We start from the raw sequence: 24468 nt of genomic DNA on the forward strand, positions 1-24468 counted from the left end.
CCCAGTGTGCGGGCCTCTGGCACCCGATGCTGTCACAGGCGCGGCAGCGGCGCGTGGCGGCAGGGGCAAACCCCTGCGGGTCACACCCGCCAGGCCGGCAGTTCCCAGTTGCGCCACAGCGCCAGCCCGCGCAGACCGGCGGTGAGCAGCACGCAGGCCGCCAGCGGCGCCCAGTCGGGCGCGTGCAGTTGGCGCAGCGCCACATCGGCCCAGCCGCCGGCAAACGCACACAGGGCATACGGCCGGTGGTCGCTGAAGGCCTGGGGCACCTCGTTGCACAGCACATCGCGCAGCACGCCGCCAAACACGCCGGTGGTCACGCCCATCATCACGCTGATGATGGGCGCCATGCCGATGGCGTGGGCGATGTCCACGCCCACGGCGGCAAACAGGCCCAGGCCGATGGCGTCGGGCAGCAGCATGGCGCGCTCGGTGGGCAGAAAGTGCCGCTGGCGCATGAACAGCATGGCGCCCACGCACAGCGCCAGGATGCCCCAGACGAATTCGGTGTGGCGGATCCAGAAGAAAGGCCGCTGGTCCAGCAGCAGGTCGCGCAGCGTGCCGCCGCCAAACGCAGCCACGAAGGCCACCACGCACACGCCCACGGCATCCAGCCGCTTGCGCGCTGCGGCCATCACGCCCGACAGCGCGAAGGCCACCGTGGCGGCCACTTCCAGAATGAAGCGAAGGGTGTTGACCCAGGGGGCGTTGAGCAGCGACGGATCCATGCCCGGGATTGTGCCGCGCCAAATGATTGCTACTAAAATAATAGCTGTTAGCGCTTGCTGGTAAAGCGCTGGAGGCCAATTTCTTTCAAATCCTGGGTGGGTCAGCCCATAAGGCGCCACCCGAAAGAGCCCAGCGCCACCGCGCACCCCGCACATCCCAGCACCCCCAGCCGCACCGCCCAGCGCCGCGCCGCCGCCGGCCACTGGTTCATGCCCAGCACCAGCAGCCAGCCCAGCGCCATCCACGCTGCCAGCACCAGCGCCACTCCCGCGGCCGGCCCCGCTGCGGTCGCGGCCGTGGCCGTTTGCAGCACCAGCGTGGCCAGTGCCACGGCGCCCGCACGCACGCGCGCCGCCCCGCGCACGCCGTCGCCCCAGGCGCGCGTGGACATGGCCTGGGCGCCCTGGGCCAGGGCCAGCAGCGACGCCAGCGCGGCGCTGGCACCGATGAGCTCTTCGGTCATGCGGCCCCCGCGGACTGGGGCTGGCGGGCGGCGGGGCGTTGGCTGCGCAGCGCCCGGCGTGCGCGCAGCTTCCACCACAGCCGGGGGCCCGCAGCCGCCAGCGCGCACAGCGCGGACGCTGCGGCCCACTGCCACAGCCCGGCCTTGGCCGCCAGGCCGCCATAGGCCAGCGCGGCCAGCAGCCACAGCGCGGCAGCGGCGCGGGGCGCCCAGGGGCGCACGGTGGCTGCGGGCAGGGCCACAAAAAAGGCCAGCAGCAGGCCCAGCATGCCCGAGGGGCGCGCTGGCGCTGTGGCCACGATGTGGGCCAGGCGGAACGACTCCACCGCCAGCGCGCCGCACAGCCAGAACGGCAGGTGCGCTGCCTGGCGCGCCCAGCGGCGCCCCGGCCGCGCCAGCAGGGGGGAGCGCTGCGGCGCCGGCACTGGCCTGCGCCGGGGCGCGTGCACCCGCTGCGGCCCGATGTACACCGCCAGCCCCGCACAGGCCAGCCCCACGGCGCCCAGGCCTGCCGCCATGGCGGGCGCCAGCGCACTGCCCAGCGCCAGCCCGGCCAGTGCGGCAATGCCCAGCAAGGCCCCGGCGCCCGCCAGCGCCACGCGCCACAGCGCCAGCGCGCGCAGCGCCCGCGCCGCCGCTGCGGACAGCAGCAGCCACACGCCGATCAGCACCCACACCGCCCACACCGGCCGCTGCGCCAGCGAGGGCAGGCCCGGCGGCGCCCAAAAGTGCACGAGCACGGCCACGGCCAGCGCGGCAGGAATAGTGGCGTGCAGGGCAAGGAAGAAGCGGTGCATGGGGGCCTGTTGGAGCAGCGGCAAAAAAAGGAGAAACAAGGAAGGGATGCGCGGATCAGCCCGCGGCGGCCACGCCCTCGGTGCCCGGCGGTGCAGCGCCCGCTTCGCGCAGGCGCTGCTGCCGCGCATCCAGCCAGATCAGCGTGCCCGAGATCGACAGGAACGCCGGGGTCATGCCCAGGAAGAAATACAGCCACTTCAGCGCCAGCCCGCCGAAGTCGCCAAAGTGCAGCGGCTCCATGAGCCCGTTGACCAGCGACCAGAAGCCCGCCGTGCGCGGGTCGTGCACCTTCTTCGGCACGCCGGTGGCGGCGTTGATGTCCACCCGCGCCGTGCTGGCCAGGTGGCCCTGCAGGTTGCCGGTGAAGCCCGCCTCGGCCGCGCTGGTGCCCCAGCGGCGCAGGGACACGTACCGCGCCTCCAGCCCCGGCACGGCCCGCTGCGCGGTGGCGTACAGCGCGTCCAGCGACTGCATGGGCGCGGCGCGCTCGCCGCCCTCGGCCTGGCGCGCGGGCTTGGGGACTGCCATGGCGGCGGGGGAGGCGAGGTAGTGGTAGCCCTGCTCGAACAGTGGCGCCAGCCCCATCCACGCGCCCGTGGCCGCGATCAGCAGGTGAAAGCCCAGCCCCCAGATGCCCGCGGACTTGTGCAGGTCCGACATCACCAGGCGAAAGCTGCGGCCCCAGCGCAGCGTGAACAGCTCCGCCAGAATCTTGCGGTGGATGACGATGCCCGTGGCAATCAGCACCAGCATGGCCGCGCCCAGGAACCCCACGATCCAGCGCGGCCCGAAAAACAGGAACACGTGCAGCATGCGCAGGTACTGGCCCAGCTGGCTGTCCACCGGCCCCACCACCGCGCCGGTGTCCGAGCGCAGGGCCACCTTGGTGCGCGTGCCGGCCGGCGCGCCGCGCTCGCGCACAAAGGCGAAATAGCTGGGGTTGATGGCGTCGGGCAGCGCAATCGTCTCGACCGTCGCGCCCGGGTAGCGCGCGTGCAACTGGGTCAGCACTGCGTCGAGCGGGGCAGGTTTGTCGGAGCGCGGCAGCCGGGCCAGCGACGGGTTGGCCCACAGGTCGATCTCGTTCTTGAACACCACCACTGCGCCCGAGAAGCACACAATGAACAGCAACAACCCCGTGACGATGCCCGCCCAGGAGTGCAGGGTGAACAGGCGTTGGAGCGTGCGCTGGCTGGTCATGGTGGCGGCTATGGGTGTGGGTTCATTCCCCAACCGTTCGGGCTGAGCCTGTCGAAGCCAGGGCGCGCTGCGTGAAGCCCTTCGACAAGCGCAGGGTGAACGGCGGTGGGGAAACGCGAGCGGTCAACACGGCGGTCAGAAGAAGTACGTCAGCCCCAGGCTGAAGTTGCGCGGCAGCGCGGGCGAGACCACATTCGCATTGATCGCGCCGTCGTAGTACGCCTTGTTGAACACGTTCTTCACGCCGGCCGTCAGGCGGTAGTTCTCGCCCAGGTAGGTGATGGACGCGTCGGCCACCACATACGACGGCAGCGTGAACGGGTACGAGCCGATCTGCTCGCTCACATACCGCCCGCCCACCCCCAGCGTCACGCGCTGGTATTGCGGCAGCTTGTACGTGGCCCAGGCCGTGAGCGTATGGCGCGGCGTGAGGTTCAGCGGCAGGCCCACGAGGGCGGCATTGGTGTCGCGCGTCACCTGGGTCTGCGTGTAGGTGTAGGCGCTGGTCAGCTTCCAGCCGTTCTTCAGGTCGGCGCCCAGCTCCACCTCCAGCCCGCGGGCGCGCTGCTCGCCGGTCTGCACGCTGAAGCCCGTGTTCACCGGGTCGGCCGTGGTCACGTTCCGGCGCACCAGGTCGAAGACGGCGAGCGCGCCGGTGATCTGGCCGCCCGGCGACTCGTACTTCACGCCGGCTTCCCACTGCTTGCCGGTTTCGGGCACAAAGGGCGATCCCGCAAACGTCAGGCCCGACTGGGGCAGGAAGGACTCGCCATAGCTGCCATACGCGGCCCAGCCGGGCTTGAACTCGTACACCAGCCCGGCCGACAGCGTGGTGGCGTTGTCCTTCTGGCGGGTCTGCGTATTGGCCACGCGGTTGTGGGTGTCGTTGGTGGACCAGTCGCGGCGCAGGCCCACCAGGGCCGTCCAGCCCTGGCCGAACTTGATCTGGTCCTGCGCATACAGGCCCAGCACGGTGAGCTTGGACGGTGCGTCGCTGGTCAGCGCCTCCGGGCAGGTGGCCTGCATGCCGTACACGGGCGCAAACAGGTCCAGCGCGCCGATGCGGCAGGTGCGGCTGGCCAGCAGGCTGGTGCCGGTGCGGGCGTCCAGCCCCGTCACCAGCTGGTGGCGCACGCCCAATGCCTCGAAGCGCGACAGCAGCGAGGTGTCGGTGGCCAGCAGGTCGTAGTCCATATATTGGCGCGAGGCCTGGCGGTTCTGCAGCCGCTGGTTGGCCTGCAGCGCCTGGTTGGAAACAAAGTTGCCCGTGCCCTTCTCGGTCTCGTAGCGCACGTTCTGGCGGAAGGTCATCGCATCCGACAGCCGGTGCTCCAGCGCATAGCCCACCGTGGTGCTCTCCACGTCGTACACGCCAAAGCTCGGGTCGCCCGTGAACAGGGTGCGCGGCAGCGTGCCGTTGCGGTTGGGCAGCAGCGTGCCATACGGCGTGATGCCCTGCTGGCGCATCCACTCGCTCTGGCTGTAGGTGGCAAACAGCACCAGGTCGGTCTGCGCGCCCAGGTCGATGGACAGCGACGGAGCAAACCACCGGTCCTTGCGGTAGACGAATTGCGTAGGGTCGTCGGCGTTGGACACCTGCGCGTTGATGCGCAGCGCCGTCTTGCCCGATTCGGACAGCGGCCGGTTGATGTCGGCTTGCAGCGTGCGCTGGCCAAAGCTGCCCACCTCCACGCCCACTTCGCTCAGCGCTTCCTTCTTGGGCCGCTTGCTCACCGCGTTGACGATGCCGCCCGGCTGCACTTGCCCATAGAGCACGGAGGCCGAACCCTTGAGCACCTCAAACCGCTCGTACCCATACGGCTGCAGCTTGGCCCACATGCCCGGGCTTTGCACCAGGCCATCGACCAGGATCGACTCGGTGGAGCGAAAGCCCCGGATGTTCAGGTCGTCAAACCCCCGCCGGCCGAAGTTGACGGGGCTCACCCCCGCCACGGTCTGCAGCGCCTGCTGCACGTTGGTGATCTGCCGCGACTCCATCTGCTCGCGCGTGACCACGCTGACGGATTGCGGGGTCTCCAGCCGGCGCATGGGCGCCTTGCCGGCGGTCTGGGCCTCCACCGGGGCAAAGCCCATGTCCTTTTCGGTGCTGGCGTTGATGCGGACTTCTTGGAGCTGCGGGGCGGTCGCTGCGGCGTCGGCGCTGGGTGTGCCGGCTTGCTGCGCCAGGGTGGCCTGGGCGAGGCACAGGGCCAGTGGTGTCAGGGCGAAGAGGGCCGTTTGGCGGGCAGACGGGCGCGAGGGCGAACGAAGACAGGCGGACGAAGAACGCGGCGACACCGCACGCGAGGGCTGAGAAGACATGGAGGTCCCGATGAAGAGAAAGGCGGACGAACGCTGGGGCGCTGGCTCGCGTGACCCTCGGGACGCTGGCTGGCAGAGGTTGGGATTGTAATGAGAATTATTATTGATTGTGAAGGAGGCAAGCACCCGCAATGCTCGAACGCATCGGTATCGCCATGTGCCGGCTCGCGCCCGTTGGTCCACAGGCCCGGCGCTCCGATGGCCGCGCCACTGCAAACAATGTTGTGCGCTCAGCCGCTTGGGTCATCGCACAGGTAAGCTTTCCTCGCTGCCGACTGCCAGCTCCACGCCTGGCTTTGGGCGGGAAGTCCCCACGCTGACAAAACAAACCATGAAAAATCGATTCCTGCTGCTTTGAATTCTCACGTTCGCTTTTGCACTCACCGGATGTGCGACCCGGACAAACATGGCGTTTCAGGACGATGCCGCGCGACTGACGGAAAAGAGCAAGCCCGTCTTTCTCCTCACCGCGACCATCAAGAACACCTACCGGGCCAGCTACCAGCCGCAACTCCGCGTGGTTCACGTCGAAAAGCCCGGGGCGAAAGAAGCGGCAGATCGCCTCAATTTCACAATGGACGAGAAGGCCAAGGAGGAGACCGGTTCCGTCGAGTCCGGAAACAGCTACCTGCTGCGCCTTGAACTGGAGCCCGGCCAATATGAACTTCGAGGCCTCACCAGTTTTGCGAGTTCTTTTCCCATCCATGCCGCGTTCTTTACGCCGATCCATTCCAACTTGGAGGTCAGCGCAAACGGAGTGTTCTATCTTGGGCACATCGCCGCAACGGTGCGTGAGCGCCAGGGCAATGAATTCAAGGCAGGGCCGTCGATTCCGTTGCTAGACCAAGCGCTTGCCGGCGCTTCCGGGGGAACCTTTGATGTTGTCATCACCGACCAGTTCGAGGTCGATGAGCGCGCCTTCCGCGCCAAGTTTCCCGCGCTGGCGGGCGTCCCCATCAAAAAAGCGATTCTTCCCGCATTTGACAGGGCGAAGGCTCAGCAATGGTGGGAGGCGCATTGAGGCTTGGTGCCGCACGGCGGCGGCTTCAATGACGAAGCGCAATCGCGCCATCCATCCTTGGCGAACGCTGGTTTGATATCAAAATTGATAGCTACCAGCGATTGATACATAAGCGCTACGGCCTGTTTTTGTTCAAATCTTTGCTCTGGGTGGGCTCGCCGCTTTCCCCCGCATCCCCCACCCCTCCGTACCCCGGGTACTCCTGCCCGGCAGCCTTCAGCGCCGCGCTCTCCTGCCGCTCCCGGGCCATCTGCTCCGCAAACTGGTTGCGGCCTTCGCGCGCCACGGCGATGAACTTGGCGCGGTCCTTGTGGTGGGGGTACATGCGGTCGGCCAGCGCGATGTTGTGGGTGCGAAAGCGCTGGGTGATGGCGGTGGCCTGGGCGGCGGGCAGGCCCATCAGCTCCAGCACGGTGTGGGCGCTTTGCAGGCTGGACTCGAACAGCTCGCGCTGCACCAGGGTCACGCCCAGGTCGCGCAGCTTGTTCCAGTGCGTGACGTCGCGCGCGCGGGCCACGATCTGCAGGTGGGGGAAATGTTCGCGGGCCAGCTTGGCCAGCTTGAGCGACTGCTCCGCGTCGTCCACGGCGATGACCAGGATGCGCGCGTGCTCGGCCCCGGCGATGCGCAGCAGGTCCAGCCGGGTCGCATCGCCGTAGAACACGCGGTAGCCGAAGGTGCGCGCCACCTCCAGCATTTCCACGCTGTGGTCTAGCACGGTGGTGGGAAAGCCTTGGGCCAGCAGCACGCGCGAGACGATCTGCCCGTAGCGGCCGAAGCCCGCGATGATGATGGGCGCCTCTTGCGGCTCGGAGATTTCTTCGGCCTGGGGCGCGGACTTGAGCTGCGCGTAGCGGCGCAGCAGCACCCGGTCCAGCAGCACCAGCAGCAGGGGGCTGAGCAGCATGGACAGCGCCACCGCGCCGATCAGCAGCGAGGCCGTTTCGGCCGAGAACACTTGCGCGCCCGCGGCTGCCTGGAACACCACGAAGGCGAACTCGCCGCCCTGCGCCAGCAGCAGGGTGAACACCGGGCGCTCCTGGTAGGGGATGTCCACCTGGCGGGCCAGCAGGTAGATCACCAGTGCCTTGGCCGCCAGGAACGCGGCCAGCACCGCGGCCATGACGCCGGGCGAGCGCAGGATCACGCCAAAGTCGATGCTCATGCCCACGGCAATGAAGAACAGCCCGAGCAGCAGGCCCTTGAAGGGCTCGATGTCGGCCTCCAGCTCGCGGCGGTATTCGCTCTCGGCCAGCAGCACGCCGCCCAGAAAGGCGCCCAGCGCCATGGACAGGCCGGCCAGCACCATCAGGTAGGCCAGGCCCACCACCAGCAAGAGCGCTGCGGCGGTGAAGATCTCTGGTGTGCGGCTCTTGGCGATCCAGCGCAGCACGGGCCGCAGCAGCAGCCGCCCGCCCAGGATGATGGCGCCGACCACGCCCACGATCTTGAGGGCTTCCAGCGCCAGGTCGCCCGGCGCGTGCAGCGGGCTGTCTGCGCCCCCCGCGGCGGCGCCCAGCAGCGGCAGCAGGGCCAGGATGGGAATGGCGGCCACGTCCTGGAACAGCAGGATCGAGAACCCGGCCTGCCCGCTTTGCGTGCGCAGCAGATTGCGCTCGCTCAGCGACTGCAAGGCAATCGCCGTGGACGACAGGGCCAGGCCCAGCGCACCCACCAGGCTGGTGCGCCACGGCAGGCCCGCCACCGCCCCCAACCCGAACAGCACCGCGGCGCAGCCCAGCACTTGCGCGCTGCCCATCCCGAAAATGGGCCGCCGCAGTGCCCACAGGCGGCTGGGCTGCAACTCCAGGCCCACCAGGAAGAGCATCAGCACCACGCCGAATTCCGCGAAGTGCAGGATGTCCTGCACATTGCTGACCAGGCCCAGCCCCCAAGGCCCGATCGCGATGCCCGCCGCCAGGTAGCCGATGATGGCCCCCAGGCCCAGCGCCTTGGCGATGGGCACGGCCAGCACGGCAGCCGCGAGGTAGAGAAAACCGTAGGTGAGCCAGGTGGGTGCGTGTTCCATGGACGAAAGGCGAGGGCGGGAGCGAGCGTGACGGGGCCGCTGGTGCGGATGCGGGGGATGCGCCGATTTTGCCCGTCGGCGGCGATTTGTGCGGGGTGGGCGATAGCTATCTTATTGATAGCGCTTTGCGCTGTTGTGACGGCACTCGCTGGCCGTTTTATGCCGTGGTGGTGGCCTTGCGCCGGCCCTGGCGGCCAGGCGGCAGGGGCGGGGCTTGCGTTCGGCGGCGTGTCCGTCGCATCCACTCATCCCGAGTGCATTCCAACGCGGCCCCGAAAAGATCGTAAACACGTTCTAAGATGCGATCCCCCTTTGCTTTGTGCGTGATCTCATGGATTTGCAGACCTGGCTTGCGTTTTTTGCGGCCTCGTGCCTTATTGCCATCTCCCCCGGGTCCGGGGCTGTGCTCTCCATGAGCCATGGGCTCTCGTACGGGGTGCGCAAGACCACCGCCACCATCGCCGGGCTGCAACTGGGGCTGTTGCTGGTCCTGGTGATTGCCGGGGCGGGCGTGGGCTCGCTGCTGCTTGCGTCCGAGGTGGCGTTCAGCGTGGTCAAGGTGCTGGGGGCCTGCTACCTGATCTATGTCGGCTTCAGCCAGTGGCGCGCGGGCGAGGCCTCGCCCCTGCAGGGCGACGATGCCGCCCCGGCCGGTCCGTGGCAAAAGCGCTGCCTGACGGGCTTTCTTACCAACGCCACCAATCCCAAAGGCATCATCTTCATGGTCGCCGTGCTGCCCCAGTTCATGACCGACACGCGCCCCCTGTGGAGCCAGCTGCTGGTGATGGCAGCCACCACGGTGACGGTGGACGTGGTGGTCATGCACGGCTACGCTTTCGGCGCCAGCGCGTTGCGCAGCCTGATGCGCAGCGCACGGGCCATGCGCACGCAGAACCGCGTGTTCGGCGGCCTGCTGATGGCGGTGGGCGCCGGGCTGTTCTTCGTGAAGCGGGGCGGGCAGCACGCGTGATGCGCCACCCAGGGAGAGGGTTGCTCTTGTTTTGATAGCTGCTGGCGCTTGTCCATAAAGCGCTAGAGCGCGATTTGGCTGTTTTTCATCAGAACGGTGAGGAGGAAGTCGCCATGCCAGTGATCGTTGTCGCCAACCCGAAAGGCGGCGTGGGCAAGTCCACGCTGTCGACCAACGTGGCGGGGTACTACGCCAGCCAGGGGCATGCCGTGCTCCTGGGCGACACCGACCCGCAGCAGTCGGCCCGCCTGTGGCTGGGATTGCGCCCGGCGGCGGCGCGCCCGATCGGGAGCTGGGACGCGAGCTCGGACCTCATCGCCCGCCCGCCGCGCGGCACCACCCATGCCGTGCTCGACACGCCGGCCGGCCTGCATGGCTGGCGTCTGAAAGATGTGCTCAAGCTGGCCGACAAGATCATCGTCCCCTTGCAGCCCAGCGTGTTCGACATCTTTGCCACGCGCAGCTTCCTGGACACGGTGGCGGAACACCGCCACGGGGCCGGGGTGCCGGTGGGCATCGTCGGCATGCGGGTGGATGCGCGCACCAAGGCGGCCGAGCAGTTGCACCACTTCGTAGACACCCTGGGCTTCCCCGTGCTGGGGTATTTGCGCGACACGCAGAACTACATCCACCTGGCCGCCCACGGCCTCACGCTGTTCGATGTGGCGCCGGCGCGTGTTGCGCGCGATCTGGAACAGTGGCAAGGGATCTGCCCATGGCTGGATTGAAGTGCTCGCCTGAATCACGCCACCGGTCGACTGGTGCAGCCAGACCCAGGGCGCCACTGGCCGGGGTCGCGCCAGCTGCTGGCGTGGGAAGCGGGATGGGCGTGCGGTGTCCCGTGCCAGACAAGGCGCGCCCTGCTGCGGCGCTACATTGGCGCGATGAAAATCTTCCACTCCTATTCCGAAGTCAGCGCCTGCGTGGGCCAGGAAGTCTCCGTGACCGACTGGATCACCATCACGCAGGAGCAGGTCAACCTGTTCGCCGATGCCACGGGCGACCACCAGTGGATCCATGTGGACCCGGAACGCGCCAAGGCCGGGCCGTTCGGCGCGCCCATTGCGCATGGGTTCCTCACGCTGTCGCTGATTCCGCAGTTCTTCGAGAAAGGACTGACCATCGAAGGTGCGCGCATGGGGGTGAATTACGGGCTCAACAAGGTGCGCTTCACGGCGCCGGTGCCGGTGGGCAGCCGCTTGCGTGCGCGCCTCACGCTGCAGGCGGCCGAGCCCATCGCGCCCGACGGCATGCAGATGACCTGGCTGGTGACGGTGGAGCGCGAGGGCAGCGACAAGCCCGTGTGCGTGGCCGAATCGCTGGCGCGCAACTTCGGCGCAGAACCTTAATACCCCCTGAGTCGCTTCGCTCCTTCCCCCTTCCAGGGGGACGCCGCCAGCGCGGCGGGGCGACCCTTGCGCGGCGGCTGCTGGCCTGCGCCGCGCCAGTTTCGTGCGTCCTGTCTGGCTGCGCGTTGGGTTCCGGTTCGGTTTGCACAGCGTGGGAGGTCTGAACCATGGACCGTCTGCAAGCCATGAAAGTCTTCGAGCGCGTGGTGGAGGAGGGCGGCTTTGCCGCCGCCGCCCGCGCCATGGACATGTCGCCGCCCGTGGTCACGCGCATGGTGGCCGAGCTGGAGCAGCACCTGGGCACCCGCCTGCTGCAGCGCACCACCCGCAAGCTCGCCCTGACCGACGCGGGGGAGGCCTACCTGCAGCGCGTGCGGGCCATCCTGCACGAGATTGACGATGCCGAAGCCGCTGCGGCCGCCAGCACCCGCGACCTGAAGGGCACCATCCGCATCGTCACGTCGCCAGTGCTGGCCACCAATTTCCTGGCGCCCATGGTGGCGCTGTGGCATGCGAGCTTTCCCAAGCTGATGCTGGACATCAGCATCGATGCGTTTGCTGCGGCCCGTGTGGATGAGTTCGACGTGACGCTCATGGTGGCCGGCGAGGACTTTGACGCCAACATCGTGGCCCGCCCGTTGCTGCACGGCGAAGCGATCGTGGTGGCCTCGCCCCAGTACCTGGAGCGCCGCGGCATTCCGCGCGAGCCCCAGGACCTCGTCCACCACGACCACTTGCGCGATTCCGGCATGGCCGCCCGGTCGCAGAGCGGGCCGGGGCGCAAGCTGCGCCTGCAGCCGTTGCGCGGCGACGGGGAGGCCCAAGAGATCGACATGCCCGCCGTGCTGCAGTCGGTGAGCACGGAACTGCTGCTGCGTGCCGCCGTGGATGGCGCGGGCGTGGGCGTCACCTCGCGTTTTCTGGCGGAGGAGCACCTGGCCCGCGGCGAGCTGGTGCACATCCTGCCGGAGTGGATCTTCTCGCGCTACACCGTGTACGCCGCATTGCCCTCGGGCCGCATGCTGCCGGCACGCACCCGGGCGTTCCTGGACTTTCTCACCCAGCGGGTGGCTGATGAGGCCATGGCTGTGCAGCGCGGGCAGCAGCGGGCCTGACCGGCGGGGCGCACGGCACGGGCGGCCAGATGCCGGCGCCTATCCGGCAGGGCTGCTTCGCAGGCCCCTTCCACCTCAGCCCAGTTGGGCAAATCCGCTAATGATGGTGCCCTCGGGCTCCACGGGCACCTCGCCCCCTGGCATCGCAAAGCTGTTCTGGCGCCAGGCCTCGAACACCGTCACGGCCACGGCGTTGGACAGGTTCAGGCTGCGCTGGCCTGCCACCATGGGCAATCGCAGGCGTTGTGCGGGCGGGAAGGTCTCCCGCAGCTCCGGCGGCAGGCCGCGCGTTTCCGCGCCGAACACCAGCCAGTCGCCCGGCAGAAAGCAGGTGGAGTGCACGGGCTGCGCGCCGTGCGTGGTCATGGCAAACATGCGTGCCGCATCGGGCTGCGCGTCGCGCAGGAAGGCCGTCCACCCGGCATGCACCTGCACCTGGGCGTACTCGTGGTAGTCCAGCCCGGCGCGGCGCAATTGGCGGTCTTCCAGCGAGAACCCCAGGGGCTCAATCAGGTGCAGGGCGCATCCGGTATTGGCCGCCAGGCGGATCACGTTCCCGGTGTTGGGCGGGATCTCCGGCTCGACGAGGACGATATGGAACATGGGCGCCATTGTGAACGTTCGTGCCCTGCGGTACGCAACCGCTCGTAATCAAAAGTATCCCGTCAGTCCAGGCTGGTGCGGGCCAGCACCACCGCCGTCACGTGCGCCACGCCGGCTTCGCGCAGCGCGAGCGTGGCGGCCTGCAGCGTGGCGCCCGTGGTCATCACATCGTCGATCAGCACCACCCGCTGCCCGCGCAGCGCGGCCGCCCGGTGCGGTTCCACGGCAAAGGCGCCGCGCAGGTTGCGCAGGCGCTGGGCGCGCGGCAGGCTGCTCTGGGCCTCGGTGGCGTGCAGGCGCAACAGGGTGTGCACGTCTGTCTTGGCCCGCGCCAGGTGCCGGGCCAGCAGCGCCGCCTGGTTGAAGCCGCGTTCGCGCAGGCGGTCGGTGGACAGCGGTACGGGCAGCACGCGGTCGGCTGCCTCCAGGGCGGGCTCCATCCACGGCGTGCTGCGCATCAGCAAGGCCAGGGTGGCCGCCCACCCCGCGTCTCCTCGGAACTTGAAGTCCGTCACCGCGTCGGCCCAGGGGTATGCGTAGTCCACCGCGGCAATGCAGCGGTCAAAACTCGGAGGCTCCTTCAGGCAGGCTCCGCAGACCGCCACCCCGGCGGGAACCCGCAACGCGCAGCGTTGGCAGCGCGGCGCCGGCTGGGCAAACCGCGCGGCGCAGGCGTTGCACACGCGCCGCGACGGCCAGGCGTGGCAACAGGCGCACTGGCTGGGGATGGCATCCACCCAGGCGCGGATCTGGCGCGAAAACCCTGGCAGCCCGGAAAAAAGCATGAGTCAATATACTCGCGCGTCCTTGCCGCCTGCCCATGCCACTGTCCCCTACGTCCCCTGCCGAGCGCCCTCCCACCATCGACCCCGTGGCGGCCGCCCGCTGGCACGCAGCGGCGCCGGCCGTGTCCCCCTGGCTGCACGAGGAGGTGGCCCGCCGCATGGAAGAGCGCCTGCAGTGGATTCGGCAGGCCCCCACGTCGTGGTGCCACTGGGATGCGGTGCGTGGCGGCCTGCAGGCGCACGCGCTGGTGAGCGCCCGCTATCCCCAGGCGCGGTGCCATGTCTATGAAACAGCGGCGCACTGCGCGCAAGTGGCCCGGCAGGCCCTGGCCAAGCCGTGGTGGTCGCCGGGGCGCTGGAGCCCGGCGCGCCCGCAGTGGGGGTTGCCGGAAGATGGCGGCGTTCAGATGCTGTGGGCCAACATGGCGCTGCACACGGCCGCCGATCCGCAGGCCTTGATGGCCCAATGGCACCGCACCCTGGCGGTGGATGGGTACCTGATGTTCTCCTGCCTGGGCCCGGACACGCTGCGCGAGCTGCACGCGGTTTATGCAGCACTGGGCTGGCCACCGGCAGGCCACGCCTTTACCGACATGCACGATTGGGGCGACATGCTGGTGCACACCGGCTTTGCCGAGCCCGTGATGGACATGGAGCGGATCACCCTCACTTTTGCCAGCGCCGAGCGTCTGGTGCAGGAGTTGCGCGAGCTCGGTTGCAACCTGCACCCTGATCGCTTTCCCTCATTGCGCGGAAGCCGCTGGCGCGACAAGCTGTATGCAGCGCTGACAGAGCGGCTCGCGACCGAGCCGGGAGGTCAGTTGGCACTGACTTTCGAAATCATCTATGGCCACGCTGTCAAACCCGTTCCCCGTGTGCGGATGGGCACCAGCAGCTCCGTCTCTTTGCAGGATATGCGCACGCTGTTGCGCGGCAGCGGCAGCAAGAGTTAGGCCTGTTTGCCTTGTCAATGACATAGAACAAGGCAGGCTACAATTCCTTAAAAAAATAGAGATTCGGGCATCTTCCCGCGCAACTTTGCCGGCAGTGCCCGCCCCGCCTGCGGCGGGCGGAGCGCCAGCTGGGCAGTCTTGTGAGCACTTCCGGTGATGGGCTTGGTTTTTCGTTTTGCCACGGTGTCGGGCCAGCGCATTGACTGGCGCCTTGTCCGCAACTGCTCGGTGAGTCCGGCGCAGTTGGGCTGGATGTACCTGGGCCTGTGCCTCCTGTCCCTGGGCATTGCCGTGGGCTTCTGGATGCTGGGCGCACGGCTGGTCCTGCCTTTTGCGTGGCTGGAAATCGTGGCGCTCGGTGTTGCGTTCGTCATTTACGGTCGCCATGCGGCGGATGGCGAGAGGATTTCGCTGCAGGGCTCGCGCCTTGTGGTGGAGCGGGAGACAGCCGGCAAGCTGGAGCGCGCAGAGTTTGATCGCCACTGGGTTCGCGTCGAGCCCAAGACAGGCGATCAATCGCTGATCCTGCTGTCGGCCCAAGGCCGTTCGGTCGAGGTGGGGCGTTACATGCGCCCTGAACTGCGTCCGGCCTTGGCATCGGAGATCCGCATGGCCCTGCGCGCAGCCTGACCCCTGCAGGCCGCGCAAGGGATTGGTAATTGAGGCTTAGAAGTAAGTGAGAACTATGAAGAGCATTTCCAATAAGCTGGCTTCTCTGCTGCTGATGGCCGGTGCATGGGTGGGCAGTGCAGCCCATGCCGTTCAGGATCTTCCTGGGGGCCCGGCCGTCAACCAGCTGAACCTGGCGCCTCCCGTCACCCGAATTGCGGAAGAGCAGCACTTTCTGCATTGGATGATGCTGATCATCTGCACGGTGATCTTCGTGGCAGTGTTCTCCGTGATGTTCTATTCGATCTGGAAGCACCGCCGCTCGCAGGGGGCGAAGTCGGCCAATTTCCATGAGTCGGTCACCGTCGAAGTCGTGTGGACGGTGATTCCCTTCATCATCGTGATCCTGATGGCGCTGCCTGCCACCAAGGTGCTGGTGGCGCAGAAGGACACCACCAACGCCGACCTCACCATCAAGACCACCGGGTACCAGTGGAAGTGGGGCTACGACTACATCGCTGGCGAGGGCGAGGGCATCGGCTTCATCTCCACGCTGGACAGCAGCCACCGCATGATGTCCGACAGCGGCAACGTCAAGGACGCACCGCCGGACTACCTGCTCAAGGTGGACAACCCCATGGTCGTTCCTGTGGGCAAGAAGGTCCGCATCATCACCACCGCGAACGACGTGATCCACTCCTTCATGGTGCCGGCCTTCGGCATCAAGCAGGACGCCATCCCCGGCTTCGTGCGCGACACCTGGTTCCGTGCCGAGAAGGTGGGCGACTACTACGGCCAGTGCGCCGAGCTGTGCGGAAAAGAACATGCGTACATGCCCATCCATGTGAAGGTGCTCGCCGCCGAGGACTACAGCGCCTGGGTGGCCGACCAGAAGAAGAAGGCCGCCGCCAAGCTCGACGATCCCGCCAAGGTCTGGGCGCTGGACGACATCCTCAAGCGGGGCGAGAAGGTGTATGCGGCCAACTGCGCGGCCTGCCACCAGCCCAACGGCAAGGGGGCCGGGCCCATCAAGCCGCTGGACGGCTCGGCCATCGTGCTCGACGCCGACCACGCCAAGCAGATCCAGGTGGTGCTCAAGGGCGCTGCCAATGGGGCAATGCCCTCGTGGGCCCAGCTGAGCGACACCGATATCGCTGCCGTCGTGAGCTACACGAAGAACTCCTGGTCCAACAAGACGGGGCAGCTGGTGCAGCCGGCTGAAATCGTCGCCCAGCGTGGCAAGTAATCACCGCCCATTGCATTGAGGAATCCAACATGAGCGCAGTTCTCGACAACCACGGGCACGCGGGCGATCACGCACACGACGGCCACGACCATCACCACGGCCCTACCGGCTGGCGCCGCTGGGTGTTTGCCACCAACCACAAGGACATCGGCACGCTGTACCTGCTGTTCTCGTTCACCATGCTGATGGTGGGTGGCGTGCTGGCGCTGCTGATCCGTGCCGAACTGTTCCAGCCCGGCCTGCAATTGGTGAACCCCGAGCTGTTCAACCAACTCACTACCATGCACGGCCTGATCATGGTGTTCGGCGCCATCATGCCGGCCTTCGTGGGCTTTGCGAACTGGATGATCCCGCTGCAGATCGGGGCCTCCGACATGGCCTTCGCGCGCATGAACAACTTCAGCTTCTGGCTGATGATCCCTGCTGCGCTGATGCTGGTCAGCTCGTTCTTCATGCCCGGCGGCGCGCCCGCCGCAGGCTGGACGCTCTATGCGCCGCTGACCTTGCAGATGGGGCCGTCCATGGACGCCGGCATCTTTGCCATGCACATCCTGGGTGCCAGCTCCATCATGGGCTCGATCAACATCATCGTGACCATCCTGAACATGCGCGCACCCGGCATGACGCTGATGAAGATGCCCATGTTCTGCTGGACCTGGCTCATCACCGCCTACCTGCTGATCGCCGTGATGCCTGTGCTGGCCGGCGCCATCACCATGACGCTGACGGACCGCCACTTCGGCACCAGTTTCTTCAACCCCGCGGGTGGCGGTGACCCGGTCATGTACCAGCACATCTTCTGGTTCTTCGGCCACCCCGAGGTGTACATCATGATCTTGCCGGCCTTCGGCATCATCAGCCAGATCGTGCCTGCGTTTGCCCGCAAGAAGCTGTTCGGCTATGCGTCCATGGTGTATGCGACCTCGTCGATCGCCATCCTGTCCTTCATCGTGTGGGCCCACCACATGTTCACGACGGGCATGCCGGTCACGGGCCAGCTGTTCTTCATGTATGCCACCATGCTGATCTCCGTCCCCACGGCCGTGAAGATCTTCAACTGGGTGGCCACCATGTGGCGCGGCTCCATGACGTTCGAGACCCCCATGCTGTTTGCCGTGGGCTTCATCTTCGTGTTCACCATGGGCGGTTTCACGGGCCTGATCCTGGCCATGGCGCCCATCGACATCCAGCTGCAGGACACCTACTACGTGGTGGCGCACTTCCACTACGTGCTCGTGGCCGGCTCGCTGTTCTCCATGTTTGCGGGCGTCTACTACTGGCTGCCCAAGTGGACGGGACGCATGTATTCCGAGACGCGCGGGCAGATCCACTTCTGGGGTTCGCTGATCACGTTCAACATCACGTTCTTCCCGATGCACTTCCTGGGTCTGGCCGGCATGCCCCGCCGCTATGCCGACTACCCCATGCAGTTTGCGGACTTCAACGCCATCGCTTCGGTGGGAGCGTTCGGCTTCGGCCTGATGCAAGTGTTTTTCTTCCTCGCCGTGGTGCTGCCCGCCATGCGCGGCCGCGGTGCGCAAGCGCCCGCCAAGCCGTGGGATGGCGCCGAAGGCCTCGAATGGGAAGTGCCGTCGCCCGCACCCTTCCACACGTTTGAGAACCCGCCCAAGCTGGACGCCACGGCCACGCGCGTGATTGGCTGAGGAGACCCGCGATGCCGATGACCCCCGAGCAAAAGAAGAGCAACCTGCGCATGGCGCTGATCCTGGCGTCCATTGCAGCGGTGTTCTTTGTGGGGTTCATGGTCAAGGTCGTGTGGCTGTCCCGTTGAACTGCACCCCGCCATGAACCTGCACAGCGAAAACGCCAAGATGGTCGGCAAGCTGCTCGTGGTTGCGGCCGGAATGTTTGCCTTTGGCTATGTGCTGATCCCTATCTACAAGCACATTTGCGAGATGACGGGCATCAACATCCTGTCGCTTGCCGAGCGCCAGGTGCCGGGGGCCGGCGTGGCGGGCAAAGATGTGAAGGTGCCGGCCAACACCCAGGTGGACACCAGCCGGACCATCACGGTGGAGTTCGATGCCAATGCCCGCGGCCCGTGGGACTTCAAGCCGGCGCAGCGTTCCGTGCGGGTGCATCCCGGCGAACTCACGACCGTGATGTACGAGTTCCAGAATGTGCAGAACCGCCGCATGGCGGCCCAGGCCATTCCGAGCTATGCACCGCGCCAGGCAGCCGCGCACTTCAACAAGCTGGAGTGCTTTTGCTTCAACCAGTACACGCTGGAACCCGGTGAGAAGAAAGTCTGGCCTGTGGCGTTTGTGATCGATCCGCGCATTTCCAAGGACGTGACGACGATCACCTTGTCGTATACCTTTTTTGAAGTGGGCGGCAAGACCCCGCCCGCGCCGGAAGGCCGCAGTGCGGCTTTGCAGCTGCCTGCGCACCCGGCGGCCGATGCCGCAGGAGTGGGCTCATGAACCAGCGGCCCGACCCATCCGCCCCGAACGCCGCGAAGCGCCAGGGTTCGCTGCCCCGGACGGTGCGGGCCGTGGCCTGGTCGCTCATCGGCTTGCGCAAGGGAAGCGAATACCAGCAGGATGTCGAGAAGCTGAACCCGATCCACATCATCGCGGTGGGGCTGGTGGCGGTGTTTCTGCTGGTGCTGGGTCTGATCGCGTTAGTGAACTGGGTCGTATAGCGGTGGCTGGAGCCCTTGCCGACCCCCGCCCGTCAACAGAGATTTTGAGAGTCAGGAGCTGAAATGAGTGCATCAACCCACGGCGCAACCCCTTACTACTATGTGCCCGCGGAGTCCCGCCATCCGGTGATGGCCGCCGCCGGCCTGTTCTTCGTCATCCTGGGCGCGGGCCAATGGATCAACGGCCACGATTGGGGCAAGTACTCGCTGGCGCTGGGGCTGGTGTGGTGGCTGTTCACGCTGTACCAATGGTTTGGCGATGCCGTGCGCGAGAGCGAGGGCGGCCTGTACGGCCACAAGATCGACCTGTCCTACCGCTGGAGCATGAGCTGGTTCATCTTCTCCGAGGTGATGTTCTTCGGGGCTTTCTTCACCGCGCTGTGGTGGGCGCGCTCGCATTCCGTGCCTGCGCTGGGCAGCCTGGACAACGCGCTGCTCTGGCCCAACTTCAAGGCCGTATGGCCCAGCCTGGCGGCCGGCGCAACGGCCTCGCCCGCGGGCATTGTCGAGCCGTTCCAGACCGTGGGCCCCTTCTGGCTGCCCACCATCAACACGGCGCTGCTGCTCACCTCGGGCGTGACGCTGACCATCGCCCACCACGCCTTGCGCGTCAACCAGCGCGGCAAGACCATTGCTTTCATGTGGGCGACCGTTCTGCTGGGCTTTGTCTTCCTGCTGGTGCAGGGGTATGAGTATTTCCACCTCTACACCGAACTGAACCTCAAGCTCAGCTCGGGCGTGTTTGGGTCCACCTTCTTCATGCTCACCGGTTTCCACGGCTTCCACGTGTTCCTGGGCATGCTGATGCTGCTGGTCATCACCTTGCGCCTGCAAAAGGGCCACTTCACGGCAGACAAGCACTTCGGCTTCGAGGGAGCCGCCTGGTACTGGCACTTCGTGGACGTGGTGTGGCTGGGCCTGTACGTCCTGGTGTACTGGATGTAACCCGGACAAGGCCACGCTGCCTGAGACAAAAAAAGCGCCGCAAGGCGCTTTTTTGTTGGGCCTGCGGCGGCTACGGCTCAGCGGGCAGCGGCTGGCAGCCCGGTGGGCTGGATATAGCCCAGTTTCCAGGCGATCAAAATGCACAGAAACAACGCGATGGACAGGCCTACGCGCACCGCCAGGGCCTTGGCCATGCGATTGCCTGTGGACTTGTCGTCGCGCCCGTTGCGCATCATGAAGAACAGGGCCGACGCCAGGCTGGCCACAATGGCGGCAAACGCCAGCACTACTAGGTATTTCATGGAGTTCATTATCCCGTGACCCTCGATCGCCGTCCTGCGGGCCTGCGCTTCTGGCTGATCACCCTCGCTGCGGTTGTGGGTATGGGGGTGACTGCGTCGCTGGGGCGCTGGCAGTTGTCGCGCGCTGCGGAAAAGGAGGCGCTGCAGCACCTGCTGGACGAGCGTGCGCGCCTGCCGGCCATCGATGCGGCGAGCCTGCTGGCCCCGCGCGCCAGCGCCGATGCTGGCGCCGACCCGGCCGCCGTATTGCACCGCGCTGTGGTGCTGGAGGGGCACTGGGTGCCCGAGCACACCGTGTACCTGGACAACCGGCAGATGCAAGGCCGCCCGGGCTTTTTCGTGCTGACGCCCATGCGCCTAGCGCGAGGTGAAGGTGGCGCGGAGGCCGGCGTGGTGCTGGTGCAGCGGGGCTGGGTGGCACGCAACTTCCAGGACCGACAGCAACTGCCGGCCGTGCCGACCCCCACGGAGCGGGTGCGGATCGAAGGCCGGGTGGCTGCGGCGCCGTCGCGCCTGTACGAATTTCAGGACCGGAAGGGCGGCCAGGGTTTTTCACGCATCCGGCAGAATCTCGACCTGGCGGCGTTTCGCACCGAAACCGGTCTGGCCCTGGCCCCCTTCACCGTGCTGCAAACCGGGACGGCCAGCGACGGCTTGCTGCGCGATTGGCCTGTGGTCGGCACGGGCGTCGAAAAACACTACGGTTACGCATTTCAATGGTTCGGGCTCTGCGGCCTGATGGCTCTTCTTTATGTCTGGTTCCAAATCGTCCGACGGTTCATTCGCCCGCGCCGCCAGCCTGCCGCCTGAGGTGGCCGGGGACCATCCCCTGGGCCTCACGGTGCACACGCTGCCCGAGGCCGCTGGGGCCGTGGACCGGGTGCAGCGCACGCGCTACGGCCGCTGGAAGATGCTGGCCGTGCTGCTCATCTGTGCGGCGCCGGTGATTGCTTCGTATCTCACGTACTACGTGATCCGGCCCCAGGCGCGGCACAACTACGGCGAGCTCATCGAGCCGCAGCGCACCGTGCCCGATCTGGTGGCCGCGGCCCCGGATGGCTCCGCGGTCCCGCTCGCCCAGCTGAAGGGGCAGTGGCTGCTTGTCAGCGCCGCGGGCGGCGCCTGTGACGCGGCCTGCCAGAAGCATTTGTACCTGCAACGCCAGCTGCGGGAAAGCCTGGGCAAGGACAAGGACCGGGTGGACTGGGTGTGGCTGGTGACCGACGATGCGCCCCTGCCCGCAGGACTGGCGCCGGCGCTGCAAAAGGCGACCGTGCTGCGGGTGGATGGCACCGCACTGGCCCGGTGGCTGGCGCCGGCTCTGGGCCACCAGCTCGCGGACCACCTGTACGTGGTGGACCCGATGGGCAACTGGATGATGCGCTTTCCCGCGGCGATGGACACGGCCGGTGCGGCCAAGGCCAAGCGCGATCTGGAACGCTTGTTGCGCGCCTCCGCGTCCTGGGATGAGCCCGGACGCCCGCAGAAGCCCTGAACCATGGACGCACCGCTGCTTTACGACCTGGCTCCCGCCGCGCGCCTCATGCTGCTGGGCGTGCTGATTGCTTTGGGCCCCCTCGCCTGGGTGGGCTGGCGCAACCGGGGCGGCTCGCCCATGCGCCGGCTGCAGGCGCTGACGGTGCTGACGCTGTTCCTCACCTTTGACCTGGTCCTGTTCGGCGCCTTCACGCGGCTGACGGATTCGGGCCTGGGCTGCCCGGACTGGCCGGGTTGCTATGGCAATGCCAGCCCGGTCGGCGCGCGCACCGAAATCGCCGCCGCCCAGCACGCGATGCCCACGGGCCCGGTCACCCACGGCAAGGCGTGGGTCGAGATGATCCACCGGTACCTGGCCACCAGCGTCGGGGTGCTGATCATCGTGCTCACGGTGGCGACGTGGATGCAGCAGCGCCGGGCCCGGCGGCGCCCCGGGAGCGAGGCGCCGCCGCTCAGCCCCTGGTGGCCCACCTTGACGCTGGTCTGGGTGTGCCTCCAGGGCGCGTTTGGCGCGCTGACGGTGACGATGAAGCTGTTCCCTGCCATCGTCACGCTGCACCTGCTGGGCGGCCTGGTGTTGCTGGTGCTGTTGTGCGTGCAAGCCGTGCGCCACACCCATGCCGCCCAGGGCCGTGCACCCGAGCGCCTGGCGCCCGGGCTGCGGTGGGGCCTGGCGGCGACCATCGGGCTCGTGGGGCTGCAGGTGGCGCTGGGCGGCTGGGTCAGCACCAACTATGCGGTGCTGGCCTGCACCACCTTCCCGGCCTGCCAGGGCAGCTGGTGGCCTGCCATGGATTTCAGCCAGGGCTTTGAGCTGTGGCGTCCCCTGGGGTTGCTGCAGGACGGTAGCCACATCAGTTTTGCCGGGCTCACGGCGATCCACTATGCCCACCGGCTGATGGCCTATGCGGCGCTCGCTGCGTTGGGGGCTCTGTGGTGGCGCTTGCGCCAGGCGGGCGCACTGCCGGGCCCGGCCCGCTGGCTGGCCGGGCTGGGTCTGCTGCAGTTGCTCACCGGGTTGTCCAACGTCGTGCTCGACTGGCCCCTGGTGGCCGCCGTGCTGCACACGGGCGGCGCTGCCGCGCTGGTGATGGTGTTGACCTGGGCCTGGGTGTCCAGCCGCGCGGCGAGCGCGCGCCAAGAGTTTTCTGCGCCTTCGGGCGCGCCGAGAGTGTCCGCATGAGTGCTGCAACCCCTGGCGTCGTGCCCGCGCCGTCACGCCTGTCCCAGTTCTACGCGCTGACCAAGCCGCGCGTGGTCCAGCTCATCGTGTTCTGTGCCCTCATCGGCATGGTGCTGGCCGTGCCGGGCATGCCCTCGGCCGCGCAGTGGGGGCTGATGGCGCTGGCGTGCGCCGGCGTGTGGCTGGTCGCGGGCGCCGCGGCGGCGTTCAACTGCATCGTGGAGCAGGGCATTGACGCCAAGATGAAGCGCACCGCGTGGCGCCCGACGGCCAAGGGCCAGCTGTCCAATGCGCAGACGCTGCTGTTCTCTGCGGTGCTGTGCGCGCTGGGGTCGGCGCTGCTGTATTTCTGGGTGAACCCGCTGACCATGTGGCTCACCTTCGCCACGTTCGTGGGCTATGCCGTCGTCTACACCGTGATCCTCAAGCCGCTCACGCCGCAGAACATCGTGATCGGCGGCGCCTCGGGGGCCATGCCGCCGGTGCTGGGCTGGGCTGCGATGACCAATGACGTGGGGCCCGAGGCCCTGATCCTGTTTTTGATCATCTTCCTGTGGACGCCCCCGCACTTCTGGGCGCTGGCCCTGTACCGCGTGGAGGACTACCGCAAGTCCGGCCTGCCCATGCTGCCGGTGACCCATGGCAACGAATTCACCCGGCTGCAGGTGTTCCTCTACACCCTGATCCTGTTTGCCGGGTGCCTGATGCCCTTTGTCTACGGCATGAGCTCCTGGCTCTACCTGGTGGCTGCGGTCGTGCTCAGCGTGGGTTTTTGCGCCTACGGCTTTGCGCTGTGGCGCAACTACTCCGACGCCCTGGCGCGCAAGACTTTCCGCTTTTCCCTCATCCACCTGAGCGCGCTGTTTGCGGCCCTGCTGGTGGACCACTATGTGATGTAACCGCCATGCAAAGACGAAATGCTCTTAAATTGATAGCTGCTAGCGCTTATTCTATAAGCGCTGCAGGCATTTTGGCGGCTTGCTCGGAGAAAAAGGCCGAGTTCCGCGGCGTGGACATCACCGGCGCGGACTACGCCCGCGACCTGCCGCTGACCGACCACAACGGGCAGCCGCGCCATATCAAGGATTTTGCGGGCAAGGTGGTGGTGGTGTTCTTTGGATACACGCAGTGCCCGGACGTGTGCCCCACCTCACTGCAGGAGCTTGTCGAGGTGAAGCAGCTGCTGGGCAAGGATGGTGACCGGCTGCAGGGCATCTTCGTGACCGTGGATCCGGAGCGTGACACGCCGGAGATGCTCAAGGCCTACATGGCCAATTTCGACCCGACCTTCCTGGCCCTGCATGGCACGCCTGAGCAACTGGCTGCCGTGGCCAAGGACTTCAAGATCTACTACAAGAAGGTCGACGGCAAGACGCCCACCAGCTACACCATGGACCACTCTGCCGGCAGCTACGTGTATGACACGGCCGGGCGCCTGCGGGTGTACAACCGCTACGGCAGCGGCGCCCAGGCGCTGGCTTCGGACGTCAAGACGCTGCTGGCCGAAGCGGGCTGACCCCCGCCCGGGCCGCCCGCATGCCGGTGGGCCGAGGGGTTGCAAGTGTCGTGGATTTGCTGCACCGCGGCCGCGGCAAAGTGACGCACGTCACATTCGCATCAAGTTGCGGAGTTAACCCGGGGCCGCCGGGGTGCCAACGCAAGCCCGATTCTCTAGAGTGGCAGA

At 67.1% G+C, this 24468-nt stretch carries 27 protein-coding genes; 18 read left to right on the forward strand and 9 right to left on the reverse strand.

The annotated features are described in order from the left end of the window. Positions 1-80: 80 nt before the first annotated feature. From LWW96_RS20285 to LWW96_RS20305, 5 genes are all read right to left on the reverse strand, one after another. Positions 81-728, reverse strand: coding sequence for a trimeric intracellular cation channel family protein (locus tag LWW96_RS20285; RefSeq protein WP_291489672.1), 648 nt, complete (start codon positions 726-728; stop codon positions 81-83). Positions 729-829: 101 nt separating this feature from the next. Next, positions 830-1192: a hypothetical protein gene (locus tag LWW96_RS20290; protein ID WP_291489673.1), complete on the reverse strand. Its 363-nt coding sequence runs from the start codon at positions 1190-1192 to the stop codon at positions 830-832. Further along, positions 1189-1989, reverse strand: a complete 801-nt coding sequence (locus tag LWW96_RS20295; RefSeq protein ID WP_291489674.1) for a hypothetical protein — start codon at positions 1987-1989, stop codon at positions 1189-1191. The genes LWW96_RS20290 and LWW96_RS20295 overlap by 4 nt, the downstream gene beginning before the upstream one ends. Before the next feature lie 55 nt (positions 1990-2044). Next, positions 2045-3190, reverse strand: a complete 1146-nt coding sequence (locus LWW96_RS20300) for a PepSY-associated TM helix domain-containing protein (RefSeq protein ID WP_291489675.1) — start codon at positions 3188-3190, stop codon at positions 2045-2047. A 135-nt stretch (positions 3191-3325) separates the two neighbouring features. Next, positions 3326-5512 carry a TonB-dependent siderophore receptor gene (locus LWW96_RS20305; RefSeq protein WP_291489676.1) on the reverse strand — a complete coding sequence of 729 codons (2187 nt, stop codon included), beginning with the start codon at positions 5510-5512 and terminating at the stop codon, positions 3326-3328. Positions 5513-5918: 406 nt separating this feature from the next. Here LWW96_RS20305 and LWW96_RS20310 point away from each other — a divergent pair, with 406 nt between their 5' ends. Continuing rightward, entirely contained in the window at positions 5919-6533 is a 615-nt protein-coding gene (locus LWW96_RS20310) for a hypothetical protein (protein ID WP_291489677.1), read from the forward strand. Positions 6534-6648: 115 nt separating this feature from the next. Here the strand turns inward: LWW96_RS20310 and kefC are convergent, their stop codons facing one another. After that, entirely contained in the window at positions 6649-8562 is a 1914-nt protein-coding gene (gene kefC, locus LWW96_RS20315) for a glutathione-regulated potassium-efflux system protein KefC (protein WP_291489678.1), read from the reverse strand. A 331-nt stretch (positions 8563-8893) separates the two neighbouring features. Here kefC and LWW96_RS20320 point away from each other — a divergent pair, with 331 nt between their 5' ends. From LWW96_RS20320 to LWW96_RS20335, 4 genes are all read left to right on the forward strand, one after another. After that, a complete protein-coding gene (locus LWW96_RS20320; RefSeq protein WP_291489679.1) occupies positions 8894-9532 on the forward strand; it encodes a LysE family transporter in 639 nt (212 codons plus the stop codon). Between the two features lie 113 nt (positions 9533-9645). Further along, positions 9646-10260, forward strand: coding sequence for a ParA family protein (locus tag LWW96_RS20325; protein WP_291489680.1), 615 nt, complete (start codon positions 9646-9648; stop codon positions 10258-10260). Positions 10261-10416: 156 nt separating this feature from the next. Beyond that, a complete protein-coding gene (locus LWW96_RS20330; protein ID WP_291489681.1) occupies positions 10417-10881 on the forward strand; it encodes a MaoC family dehydratase in 465 nt (154 codons plus the stop codon). Positions 10882-11048: 167 nt separating this feature from the next. Next, positions 11049-11996, forward strand: coding sequence for a LysR family transcriptional regulator (locus LWW96_RS20335; protein WP_291489682.1), 948 nt, complete (start codon positions 11049-11051; stop codon positions 11994-11996). A gap of 75 nt (positions 11997-12071) precedes the next feature. On the opposite strand, the gene LWW96_RS20340 is transcribed toward LWW96_RS20335, so the two are convergent. Both LWW96_RS20340 and LWW96_RS20345 read right to left on the reverse strand, forming a co-directional pair. Further along, positions 12072-12599 (reverse strand): tRNA (cytidine(34)-2'-O)-methyltransferase, encoded by a 528-nt coding sequence (locus LWW96_RS20340; protein WP_291489683.1) that lies wholly within the window; start codon positions 12597-12599, stop codon positions 12072-12074. Positions 12600-12661: 62 nt separating this feature from the next. Further along, positions 12662-13384, reverse strand: a complete 723-nt coding sequence (locus tag LWW96_RS20345) for a ComF family protein (RefSeq protein WP_291489684.1) — start codon at positions 13382-13384, stop codon at positions 12662-12664. 35 nt (positions 13385-13419) lie between these two features. Here LWW96_RS20345 and LWW96_RS20350 point away from each other — a divergent pair, with 35 nt between their 5' ends. The 8 genes from LWW96_RS20350 to LWW96_RS20385 all read left to right on the forward strand — a co-directional run bounded on the left by LWW96_RS20350 (position 13420) and on the right by LWW96_RS20385 (position 19802). Next, positions 13420-14337, forward strand: coding sequence for a biotin synthase (locus LWW96_RS20350; RefSeq protein WP_291489685.1), 918 nt, complete (start codon positions 13420-13422; stop codon positions 14335-14337). 153 nt (positions 14338-14490) lie between these two features. Beyond that, entirely contained in the window at positions 14491-14967 is a 477-nt protein-coding gene (locus LWW96_RS20355) for a DUF2244 domain-containing protein (protein ID WP_291489686.1), read from the forward strand. Positions 14968-15022: 55 nt separating this feature from the next. Continuing rightward, positions 15023-16192, forward strand: a complete 1170-nt coding sequence (coxB, locus tag LWW96_RS20360) for a cytochrome c oxidase subunit II (protein ID WP_291489687.1) — start codon at positions 15023-15025, stop codon at positions 16190-16192. A gap of 29 nt (positions 16193-16221) precedes the next feature. Next, complete coding sequence (ctaD, locus tag LWW96_RS20365; protein WP_291489688.1) at positions 16222-17856, forward strand: cytochrome c oxidase subunit I; 1635 nt, start codon at positions 16222-16224, stop codon at positions 17854-17856. A 17-nt stretch (positions 17857-17873) separates the two neighbouring features. Beyond that, positions 17874-17984, forward strand: coding sequence for a cytochrome oxidase small assembly protein (locus tag LWW96_RS20370; RefSeq protein WP_291489872.1), 111 nt, complete (start codon positions 17874-17876; stop codon positions 17982-17984). A gap of 13 nt (positions 17985-17997) precedes the next feature. Continuing rightward, positions 17998-18636, forward strand: coding sequence for a cytochrome c oxidase assembly protein (locus LWW96_RS20375; protein WP_291489689.1), 639 nt, complete (start codon positions 17998-18000; stop codon positions 18634-18636). After that, positions 18633-18857 carry a DUF2970 domain-containing protein gene (locus tag LWW96_RS20380; RefSeq protein ID WP_291489690.1) on the forward strand — a complete coding sequence of 75 codons (225 nt, stop codon included), beginning with the start codon at positions 18633-18635 and terminating at the stop codon, positions 18855-18857. Before LWW96_RS20375 ends, LWW96_RS20380 begins: the two co-directional genes overlap by 4 nt. Positions 18858-18920: 63 nt before the next feature. After that, entirely contained in the window at positions 18921-19802 is an 882-nt protein-coding gene (locus LWW96_RS20385) for a cytochrome c oxidase subunit 3 (protein WP_291489691.1), read from the forward strand. A 77-nt stretch (positions 19803-19879) separates the two neighbouring features. On the opposite strand, the gene LWW96_RS20390 is transcribed toward LWW96_RS20385, so the two are convergent. Continuing rightward, positions 19880-20104 (reverse strand): twin transmembrane helix small protein, encoded by a 225-nt coding sequence (locus tag LWW96_RS20390; protein WP_291489692.1) that lies wholly within the window; start codon positions 20102-20104, stop codon positions 19880-19882. A gap of 15 nt (positions 20105-20119) precedes the next feature. Here LWW96_RS20390 and LWW96_RS20395 point away from each other — a divergent pair, with 15 nt between their 5' ends. The 5 genes from LWW96_RS20395 to LWW96_RS20415 are packed head-to-tail and all read left to right on the forward strand — an operon-like array spanning position 20120 to position 24300. Next, positions 20120-20914 (forward strand): SURF1 family protein, encoded by a 795-nt coding sequence (locus tag LWW96_RS20395; protein ID WP_291489693.1) that lies wholly within the window; start codon positions 20120-20122, stop codon positions 20912-20914. After that, positions 20856-21599 (forward strand): hypothetical protein, encoded by a 744-nt coding sequence (locus LWW96_RS20400; RefSeq protein WP_291489694.1) that lies wholly within the window; start codon positions 20856-20858, stop codon positions 21597-21599. Before LWW96_RS20395 ends, LWW96_RS20400 begins: the two co-directional genes overlap by 59 nt. A 3-nt stretch (positions 21600-21602) precedes the next feature. Next, positions 21603-22784 (forward strand): COX15/CtaA family protein, encoded by a 1182-nt coding sequence (locus LWW96_RS20405; protein ID WP_291489695.1) that lies wholly within the window; start codon positions 21603-21605, stop codon positions 22782-22784. Then, a complete protein-coding gene (gene cyoE, locus LWW96_RS20410; RefSeq protein ID WP_291489696.1) occupies positions 22781-23683 on the forward strand; it encodes a heme o synthase in 903 nt (300 codons plus the stop codon). Before LWW96_RS20405 ends, cyoE begins: the two co-directional genes overlap by 4 nt. 5 nt (positions 23684-23688) lie before the next feature. Beyond that, the gene (locus tag LWW96_RS20415) at positions 23689-24300 is read left to right on the forward strand and encodes an SCO family protein (protein WP_291489697.1); all 612 of its coding nucleotides are present in this window, start codon (positions 23689-23691) and stop codon (positions 24298-24300) included. Positions 24301-24468 lie beyond the last annotated feature (168 nt).

The organism is Acidovorax sp., assembly GCF_021287135.1.
GTDB lineage: Bacteria > Pseudomonadota > Gammaproteobacteria > Burkholderiales > Burkholderiaceae_C > Acidovorax.